Here is a 9,146-nt window from a genome sequence, read left to right as displayed (position 1 = left end):
GAATACATCCACTACTACAACCATGATCGGATCAAACAAAAACTAAAGGGATTGAGCCCGGTTCATTACCGAACTCAATCCCTTCTGGTAACCTAACAAAACTGTCCAACTTTTGTGGGTCAGTTCAGAAAGACTCCCTTTTGTTTTGCTATCGGTAGATTATTGCTTATGCAGCGACCGCTTCTTGTGGCTCAGTAACCGATGAGCGAATGAGGTAATCAAATGCTCCCAGTGATGCTTTGGCGCCTTCTCCCATGGCAATAATGATTTGCTTGTATGGAACGGTAGTGCAGTCTCCGGCTGCGAATACACCCGGCAAAGAGGTTTCGCCTTTTGCATCGACGATCACTTCACCGTGCTTAGACAGATCAATGCTACCTTTCAGCCAATCAGTGTTTGGTAACAAGCCGATTTGCACAAAGATGCCTTCTAGTTCTATGGTGTGCTCAGTATTGTTGGTGCGGTCTTCGTAGCGCAAGCCATTGACTTTGCCATTAGCGCCTAATACTTCTTTAGTGAGCGCGCTCATGATGACGGTTACGTTTGGCATACTAGCCATCTTCTTCTGCAACACTGCGTCCGCACGCAATTTACTGTCAAACTCGATGAGGGTTACGTGGCTAACAATACCTGCCAAATCAATCGCAGCCTCAACGCCAGAGTTACCACCACCAATTACGGCTACACGCTTACCTTTAAATAAAGGGCCGTCACAGTGAGGGCAATATGCAACCCCTTTGCCGCGGTATTCTTGTTCGCCAGGAACATTCATTTCTCTCCAGCGAGCGCCAGTGCTGATGATTACAGACTTGCTAGTAAGGACTGCGCCATTGGCTAATTCCACTTCAAGGCCATGATTCGTTTTGCGCAAAGCATTGGCGCGCTGTAAGTTCATGATGTCGACTTCATAGCTCTTCACGTGTTGCTCAAGTGCTTGAACCAACTTAGGCCCTTCAGTTTCTTTCACGGAAATGAAGTTTTCAATACCCATGGTGTCCATGACTTGTCCGCCAAAACGTTCAGCCACAATACCGGTACGAATACCTTTGCGTGCAGCATAGATTGCAGCAGCAGCGCCAGCAGGTCCGCCACCAATAACTAAAACGTCAAAGGATTCTTTGGCAGAAAGCTTTGCAGCTTCTTCTTTAGGGGTTGATGTATCTAACTTGGCAACAATCTCTTCAACGCTCATGCGGCCTTGACCAAATACTTCACCATTCAGAATGACGGTAGGTACAGCCATGATTTGGTATTGATCCACCAATCCTTGGTAAAGAGCGCCGTCCACCATCTCATGGGTTACATTTGGATTGAGGGCAGCCATTAAGTTCAGCGCCTGAACAACATCAGGGCAGTTGTGGCACGACAATGAGATGAAAGTCTGAAAGCTGAGCTTGCCATCCAATTTGACAATGCGATCAATAACTTCTTGCTCTACTTTGGCTGGGTAGCCGCTGGCCTGCAAAATAGCCAAAATGAAAGAGGTCATTTCGTGACCCATTGGTAGGCCGGCAAAGGTAATGCGAGCTGCTTGATCTGTCTTGCTAACGGTAAAGCTAGGAATGTGCTCGCTCTTGCCATCAGTTTTCAAGCTGATCTTGTCGGACTGCTCAGCTACTTCATTTAAGAGTTCAAGCATCTGCTTGGAACTATCGCTGTCATCTAAGCTAGCCACGAGAACGATGGGGCTAACAATCTTTTCAAAATATACCTTCAACTGGGATTTGATATTGGTATCGAGCATGATGATTTCCTTGGGTATTTTTTAGATGAGTCTATTGGGCAGGATCTTGTCCTCTCCAATAGACTCTCCGAAGAGAGTCTATGGATTACTGACTAAAGTTAGATCTTGCCTACGAGATCCAAAGATGGAGTCAATGTTGCTGCGCCTTCTTTCCACTTAGCAGGACAAACTTCGCCTGGGTGTGCGGCTGTGTACTGAGCAGCCTTCAACTTACGCAAAGTTTCAGAAATATCGCGAGCGATTTCATTTGAATGAATCTCTGCTGTCTTAATGATGCCTTCTGGGTTGATGATGAATGTGCCGCGCAATGCCAAACCAGCTTCAGGAATATGAACACCGAAAGCGTTTGTCAATGTATGTGTTGGGTCGCCAACGAGTGGGAACTTTGCTTTACCAACAGCAGGAGAAGTCTCGTGCCAAACTTTGTGTGAGAAATGAGTATCGGTTGTAACGATGTAAACCTCAGCACCCATTTTTTGGAATTCAGCATAGTTCTCAGCTGCATCTTCAATTTCTGTTGGACAGTTAAAAGTAAATGCTGCAGGCATAAAAATCAAAACTGACCAGTGGCCCTTGAGGGTTTCGTCAGTAACTGTTACAAACTTGCCATTATGGAAAGCTTCGGTTTTGAATGGTTGTACTGCTGTGTTAATAATGGACATACTGTGCTCCTAGTGTTGGTTAATCAATTTCTTTAGTAACTACTACCACTGGATGAATTTTGAACCTCAGTTGTTTATTTGTCTAATGAATAAATTTGATATTTATGATCGAATTTATAGATAATTGGTTTGAGGGCCTTTAGCGTGCTTAAAACAGGATATTTCCAGTTTTTTAGGCAAATTACCATTTTTATAAGTATTTAAGCGGCTTGAGTAAGCCTTTGGGCTATAGTCTTCTTAATGCCTGTAAGGCTTATTTTTGACTGAATCTGGAGGAATGACATGAGTTTCATGAAACAAGGATTAATAGCCTTATCTATTTCAGCGCTTGCACTCTTAACCGCTTGCGTGACTGATGGCAAATATAACCAATTGGATCAGGCTTATAGCCAGCTTCAACAGGCCTACCAAGGCGATGAAGTCGAGATCCGCCAGTTGCAGGGTGAGCTGCGCATTACGATCCGTGACAAAATTTTGTTTCCAGAGGGTGGCTATCGCTTGAATGCTAAGGCCGAACAGGTATTGGCAAAAATGGCGCCAACATTATCTGGCTTCAAAAACACTAAGGTAGTAGTTCGTGGCTACACGGATAACGTCGCTATTGGCGCTGAACTTCGCAAGCAAGGGATTACAACTAATCTGGATCTGTCATCCAAGAGAGCGGATAACGTGGTTGATTATCTGATTCGTAAGGGCGTAAGTCAGGGTCTTATTTCTGCGCAAGGTATGGGTGAGTCTAATCCAGTGGCTTCTAATGCTACCCCGGAAGGTCGTGCACAGAATCGTCGTATTGAGGTTACCTTAGTTGGTCCAGGTAATTAATTCGTAGCTTATATAAAAGGATCAACAATGAAATATTTATTAAGACTTTGCGCAGCAGTAACGGTTGTATTGGGATTGGCAGCCTGTGCCGGTACACCTGATGTAAAAACTTCATCAGCAGATTTTATAAAGGTAAGCAATGGTATTTTGACCAGCAGCTATGGCAAGACCATTTATACCTTTGATAAGGATCAGGCTGGCTCAGGCAAGTCGGAGTGCGTAGCAACTTGTGCGACTAACTGGCCTCCAGTCTATGTGGAGCCTGGCATTAAGCTGTCCGGTGACTTTTCTTACATTAGTCGTAATGATGGCCAAAAGCAATTGACCTATAAAGGCAAGCCACTGTACTTCTTCGTTAAGGATAAAAATCCTGGCGATAAGACGGGTGATAATGTTAACAATGTGTGGCACGTTGTAACGCCGTAAGCTGAAAAATATTTAAAGAGTTAAATGTAATAAATGCCACCTTAGGGTGGCATCGCCTTTTTATGAAATTATTTTTATTACTCATCATCAGTCTTTTTGCTTCAGCAAGTTATGCTGAAGACCTATTGGTCCCCCTCTCAAAATTTGATAATGATTCTCAGCAACTGACGAATAGCAAGGTCTTGGAGTTCTGGGGTTATCACAATTACGACGATAACGATAATTATCAAAATATTTTGAAATTACGCTACTACAACCCTTTGGCAGCAGGGGATTGGCGAGGACGTATACGCCTTGATACTTCTTATGCATCCAATTTCAACTCTATTTCTTCGGCCAATAATTCAGGGCAATACAGCGCAGGTAACACCATGGTCACTATATGGGGTCAAGACCGTACTTTTCTAAAGCCCTTGGGCGCTTTGGTTGGTGGTCGCGTGATATTTCCATTTGGCAATAATGGTCAGTGGGCGGTTGGTCCGCAATTAGGGTGGTCATTTGTGCCCGAGGTCGATAGCGAACTTGGCGTGACAGATTTCTCGCCCTTATTGCGCTATATGTACGGCTTTGATACTAAAAATAATAGCCAGACCATTAACCCCAATCAACCAGCATTGGTCAGAAACCTGCAGGTGTTCCCAACCATTGGCTTTCAGCTTTCCCCAAACACCATGCTACGTTTTTGGGATGAAAACGGGGCGGTTTATAACTCTGCTGGTGGGGGTTGGTTTGTGCCGCTTGATGCGATGGTGACCCATCGCCCTTTTAAAGACTGGGTATTTGCCGTAGGGGCCAGTAAACAGGTGTTGCAAACTTATCGCCAATACGACTGGTCTACCTATGCGAAGATCTCCTACAACTTTTAGAGCTTGAACCTTTTGTGGCTAGTCATGAAGATTATAATAAGTTCCAAAATTAGCATTAAATATCCCCCTGCCAACCTTATATCCAATCGATTCTTTTATGAATAAGAAAATTCTGTCAGCACTTTTAGCTACATTTGCAATAGCAACCACCGTGAGTGTCGCTCACGCTGATCAAGGCTTGTCTCCACTGCCAAAAATTTCAGATGAATGGCGCTTTGAGGTCACTCCTTATTTATGGGGATCCGGTATTTCCTCTACCCTCTTTTATAACGATCGCTACCTCAATACCGCAAAACTTTCTACAAGTAACGTACTTGGAGATCTCAAGTCTGGCGGCATGATTTCTGCTGAGGCGCATTATGGTAATTGGGGCATCATGGGCGACCTCGTTTCTGCAACTTTGCAAACGACAAGCGGCTCAACTGTTTCTGTTAAGGCTCCGATACCAGGTGGGGCGGTACCAGTTAGTGCTGCAGATAAAGTAACGATGCAACAGAATATTATTACTGGCGCAGCTACGTACACCGTGCTAAATAACCAGAACGTTTATTTGGATGGTTTGGTTGGTGTGCGAGGCATTATGGCAACAGCCACTGTTTCATTAGATTTATCGGCATTCGGACTTTCGAGAAGCGCGGTCGACTCTAAATCAGTTTCTACTGCTGATCCGATTGTAGGTTTCAAAGGCCGTTACCGCATCGCTGACTCTACTTGGTATATCCCTTTTTATGCTGATATCGGCGGCGGCGGTGGTACAACCAATATGACTTGGCAGGGCGTTCTTGGGGTGGGTAAGACTTTTGAAAAATGGGTTGATGTATCTCTCGCCTACCGCACTATGTACTACGACATGAAGGGTGACGGCCTGTTACAAAAAACTACCTTTAAGGGTCCGCAGTTAGCCGCAACCTTTAAGTTCTAACACTCATTTTAAGAAGTCATTTATGAACTATGTTTTTAAAATAGTGGTGGCATTGATAGCTGCCGGAGTGTTTGCATCCTCAACTTTTTCTCAAGAGATTCCTGCTCGTGCAGGCACTATTGCTGCCGAGAAATCTGGTGGTTCGGCTCACAGCAAACTGGTGCTGGTGTGACAGGGGTGGTACTAAATCGTGATGGCCCATGGACTTATGGCCTGCTTGGCTACCAGTCTTGGAATGTGGGCGGCAATCCAACCTTTGGCACGCAAAATAATTTATACGGGCAGCCATTTGTTGCATTTACCAATAAAGATGCCTGGACATACACAGTCAATATGGAGGCGCAATATAACTATGACGCGCACCGCACTACGAATCCGCTTTACGTTGGCGTCTCTAAATTGATGGTGTTTGATGGCGTTCCTGTTTCTTTCGGTGCGGGCCCAATGTATTACGTGAGTAACACCCCTGGTGGCCCATCGGGTTGGGGTGCTCGTGCAACAGCAACACTAGTTATTCTGAAGTAATTCACTCCAGTAGTACTAACTTATAAAAGATAGGAAGTTGATCATGAAACAAAAGATGTTTAATAAAGTACTAGCTGCTTCAGTTTCAGTGACCTTGGCATTCGCACCATTGGTGAGTAATGCTTGTACTAGCTTTTTGCTTAAGGGTAGTGATGGCGGCTATGTTTACGGACGCACAATGGAATTCGGCTTGCCCTTAAATTCACAGTTGACTACTATTCCAAGAGCTTATGCCCACCAGGGAATTGGTGTTGATGGTAAATATGGCTCAGGTCTGAATTGGTCTTCAAAATATGCAGTAGCTGGAATGAATGCGCTTGGCTTACCTGAGCTTGTAGACGGCATGAATGAAAAGGGGCTCATTGGAGGCGTACTCAACTTTCCAAATAGCGCTGCTTACCCAGCAGTTACTCAGTCTGAGTCATCCAGTAGCATCAATTCAGTTCAGGTACTCACTTATGTGCTGACGAATTTTGCTACTGTTGATGAAGTGAAGGCTGGTCTGCCAAAGATTAAAGTCAATGGCGCCAAGTTGGCTGTTTACGGTAATCAGACCCCACCAGTGCACTATACATTGCACGATAGCAATGGCAAAAGCATTGTGGTCGAGTATTCCAAAAATGGATTATCTATCATGGACAATCCAACGACTGTGTTGACAAATGATCCCCCATTTCAGGATCACCTAAATGGCATTGGAAATTATGCCAACCTCTCTAAGGTAGAAAAGCCGCCACTAGTTATTAATGGGGCTACTTACGCAGCACCGAGTTCTGGTAATGGATTGCATGGTCTTCCTGGAGACTTCCTGAGCCCAAGCCGTTTCATTCGCGCACTATTTTTATCTAACTCAGTGCCAACAAACTTTACCAACACTCAGATGGATGGAGCTGCTTGGCATATTCTAGGAAGCTTTGATATCCCCCCTGGATCGGTGACCTTGCCAGCTAGCAATCCTTATGGTGGCGGCACTGGTGGCTATGAGGTAACTGAGTGGACTATCGTGGCGAATAATAAAGCCATGGTCTACAACGTCAAGATGTTTGAAAGCAGCAATATTTATGCATTCGATCTGAAGAAAATGGATGTGAATGCCAAAGAAATAAAGTATGTCAAATTAGCTCAGCCTAAGATTTTGGTTCCAGTGAATTGATTGCTTTAAGCTAAGACATCTGATATTGAAAAGAGGCTCGCTTGACGAGCTTCTTTTTTAATAGATTGGTGATTGCAATGTAAGTATGGTTAGTATTTTGTAAATGAAAGTTTTATAGAGGCCCCCAGTGAATATAAAGTCTAAAATTATTTATCTAGGTGTACTTGGTCTTTTTTCTAGCCTAGCTTCAGCGGTTCAGTTGCTTGATCCACCATCAACACCCAAAGTCACCAATATCACTGTGTTCGTGGCTAAAAAAATTGTCACGATGGATCCGGCGATTCCGAATGCAACCGCTGTTGCTGTTGCGGATGGGCGTATTTTGTCTGTAGGTTCTTTGGAAGATATGAAGCCTTGGACGAGCAAGTACCCTACGCAAATTAATCGGGATTTTGTTCAATAAACCATTGCTGACGCCATCGCCAATGCCAAATCCATGGGGGCCAGCGTTCCCTGGGGTGACTAATTTACAGTCAGCAATGGCGCAGCTTAAAAAATACTCTGATGACATCAAGGATCCGAACAAGACCTTGTTGGCGTGGGGCTTTGACGTAGTGGCTATGGGAAAGATGCCTGACCGCCAACTTTTAGATCAGGCTTCTAGTACTAGGCCAATTATTGTTTGGGACGCCTCTGGTCACGATATGTATGTCAATAGCGCTTTCATCAAGTTCTATGGCATTACGCCTGACAAAGTCAAGAATGTGAAGGGCGTAGGTGTTGATAAAGATGGTCAATTGAACGGCCAGTTTTTAGAGATCCCTGCGGTAACTTATATCCTAGGCATTGCAGGGAAAGATGTTCTCAATCCCAGTGAAATTCCTACCGACTATTTGTATATGAGTGATCTCATGCAGCAGGGCGGAATCACCACCTCTGGTGACTTAGCATTTGGAACCTTGAACATCGACATGGAGATTAAGATTGCTAAGGCTTTTAGTCAATCTTCAGCAGGTGCTTTACGAATTGTTCCGGTCGTTTACTCAGATCCCTTCATTCAGAAGTATGGTGATAAGGCAATTGCAGAAGCGCAGGCCCTACAACAGCAAGACAACGATCGCTTAATATTCCAGGGCGTGAAGTTCTATAGTGATGGTGGTTATTTGCCAGAGACCATGCGTATGGAACATCCAGGTTATACCGATGGTAGCCTGGGATCATCAAACTATAAGTCAGCCCAAGACTTTGCTGCTGCCATGAAGCCATGGTGGGATGCGGGCTATCACATTCATATTCACAGCAATGGTGATATTGGTAATCAAAATTCTATTAATGCTTTGCAGTTAATGATTGATGCCAAGCCGAGATTTGATCATCGTTACACAATTAACCACTTTGGCATTCCATCGACTGCAATGGTAATGAAGATTAAGGCTCTGGGTGCGGTAGTTAGCGCCAATATTTCTTATATTTCTGAGCGCGCTAAATTGGAGTATCCAGCTTTAGGCATGGATCGCGTATCTTATGCGACTCGACTAGGTACCTTGGTTCGTAATGGTATTGTTACTTCTATTCATTCGGACGCGCCTGTGTCTGCACCTGTGCCGTTAAAAGAGGCGTGGACTGCAGTGACTCGTAAGGATGTTTATAACGACGGCAAGGTGTGGGCTCCAGCGGAGGCGGTAACTGCCTCTGATGCGATGAAGATGATCACCATTAATGCTGCTTACACATTAGGGGTGGAAGATAAGGTGGGGAGTATTGAAGCCGGCAAGTTTGCAGACTTTGCGGTTTTAGATGCTGATCCGCAAACTGTCCCCGCAATCAAGATTAAGGATGTTGGTGTTTATGCGACAGTCCTGGGCGGTAAGGTTATCCCAGTATCGGAAACAAAGAAGCCTAGGTCTTTGGAGTAATGTTTCAGACTTAAGAATAGAGCTGTATAAAAAGCCAACCCTGGTGAACTGACCCCCAAAAGTTGGACAGTTTAGTTAGGTTAGCACGAGGGATTGAGTTCGGTAATTTACCGGGCTCAGTCCCTTTAGTTTTTGCTTAATTCGATCATGGTTGTAGTAGTGGATATATT

The 9,146-nt window shown here is 44.5% G+C and carries 13 protein-coding genes; 10 read left to right on the top strand and 3 right to left on the bottom strand.

Features of this window, described 5'->3' with window-relative positions:
- On the top strand, positions 1 to 96 hold a 96-nt coding region (locus ICN39_RS10925), incomplete at its 5' end, for an IS3 family transposase (RefSeq protein ID WP_216233613.1).
- Between the two features lie 70 nt (positions 97 to 166).
- On the opposite strand, the gene ahpF is transcribed toward ICN39_RS10925, so the two are convergent.
- On the bottom strand, positions 167 to 1,744 hold the full coding sequence (ahpF, locus tag ICN39_RS10920) for an alkyl hydroperoxide reductase subunit F (protein ID WP_216234137.1): 1,578 nt from the start codon (positions 1,742 to 1,744) through the stop codon (positions 167 to 169).
- Between the two features lie 98 nt (positions 1,745 to 1,842).
- Positions 1,843 to 2,406 (bottom strand): alkyl hydroperoxide reductase subunit C, encoded by a 564-nt coding sequence (gene ahpC / locus ICN39_RS10915; protein ID WP_215391466.1) that lies wholly within the window; start codon positions 2,404 to 2,406, stop codon positions 1,843 to 1,845.
- A 282-nt stretch (positions 2,407 to 2,688) separates the two neighbouring features.
- On the opposite strand from ahpC, the gene ICN39_RS10910 reads away from it, so the two are divergent.
- The 9 genes from ICN39_RS10910 (at position 2,689) to ICN39_RS10870 (ending at position 8,976) form a co-directional block, all read left to right on the top strand.
- Entirely contained in the window at positions 2,689 to 3,228 is a 540-nt protein-coding gene (locus ICN39_RS10910; protein ID WP_216234136.1) for an OmpA family protein, read from the top strand.
- Between the two features lie 27 nt (positions 3,229 to 3,255).
- Positions 3,256 to 3,654: a hypothetical protein gene (locus tag ICN39_RS10905; protein ID WP_216234135.1), complete on the top strand. Its 399-nt coding sequence runs from the start codon at positions 3,256 to 3,258 to the stop codon at positions 3,652 to 3,654.
- A 62-nt stretch (positions 3,655 to 3,716) separates the two neighbouring features.
- On the top strand, positions 3,717 to 4,520 hold the full coding sequence (locus ICN39_RS10900) for a hypothetical protein (protein ID WP_216234134.1): 804 nt from the start codon (positions 3,717 to 3,719) through the stop codon (positions 4,518 to 4,520).
- Positions 4,521 to 4,617: 97 nt separating this feature from the next.
- Positions 4,618 to 5,442 carry a hypothetical protein gene (locus tag ICN39_RS10895; protein WP_216234133.1) on the top strand — a complete coding sequence of 275 codons (825 nt, stop codon included), beginning with the start codon at positions 4,618 to 4,620 and terminating at the stop codon, positions 5,440 to 5,442.
- A gap of 22 nt (positions 5,443 to 5,464) precedes the next feature.
- A complete protein-coding gene (locus tag ICN39_RS10890) occupies positions 5,465 to 5,614 on the top strand; it encodes a hypothetical protein (protein ID WP_216234132.1) in 150 nt (49 codons plus the stop codon).
- A 5-nt stretch (positions 5,615 to 5,619) separates the two neighbouring features.
- Entirely contained in the window at positions 5,620 to 5,967 is a 348-nt protein-coding gene (locus ICN39_RS10885) for a hypothetical protein (RefSeq protein WP_216234131.1), read from the top strand.
- Between the two features lie 43 nt (positions 5,968 to 6,010).
- On the top strand, positions 6,011 to 7,120 hold the full coding sequence (locus ICN39_RS10880) for a linear amide C-N hydrolase (RefSeq protein WP_216234130.1): 1,110 nt from the start codon (positions 6,011 to 6,013) through the stop codon (positions 7,118 to 7,120).
- Positions 7,121 to 7,247: 127 nt separating this feature from the next.
- Positions 7,248 to 7,523, top strand: a complete 276-nt coding sequence (locus ICN39_RS10875; RefSeq protein WP_216234129.1) for a hypothetical protein — start codon at positions 7,248 to 7,250, stop codon at positions 7,521 to 7,523.
- Positions 7,524 to 7,545: 22 nt separating this feature from the next.
- Positions 7,546 to 8,976 carry an amidohydrolase gene (locus tag ICN39_RS10870; protein WP_255532465.1) on the top strand — a complete coding sequence of 477 codons (1,431 nt, stop codon included), beginning with the start codon at positions 7,546 to 7,548 and terminating at the stop codon, positions 8,974 to 8,976.
- Positions 8,977 to 9,051: 75 nt separating this feature from the next.
- On the opposite strand, the gene ICN39_RS10865 is transcribed toward ICN39_RS10870, so the two are convergent.
- Positions 9,052 to 9,146 (bottom strand): IS3 family transposase (locus tag ICN39_RS10865; protein ID WP_216122719.1); only part of this gene is annotated, 95 nt, incomplete at its 5' end.

The organism is Polynucleobacter sp. AP-Reno-20A-A9 (assembly GCF_018882085.1).
GTDB lineage: Bacteria > Pseudomonadota > Gammaproteobacteria > Burkholderiales > Burkholderiaceae > Polynucleobacter.
The sequence above is the reverse complement of the archived record's forward strand: the minus strand, read 5'-3'. Positions and strand labels throughout refer to the sequence as shown.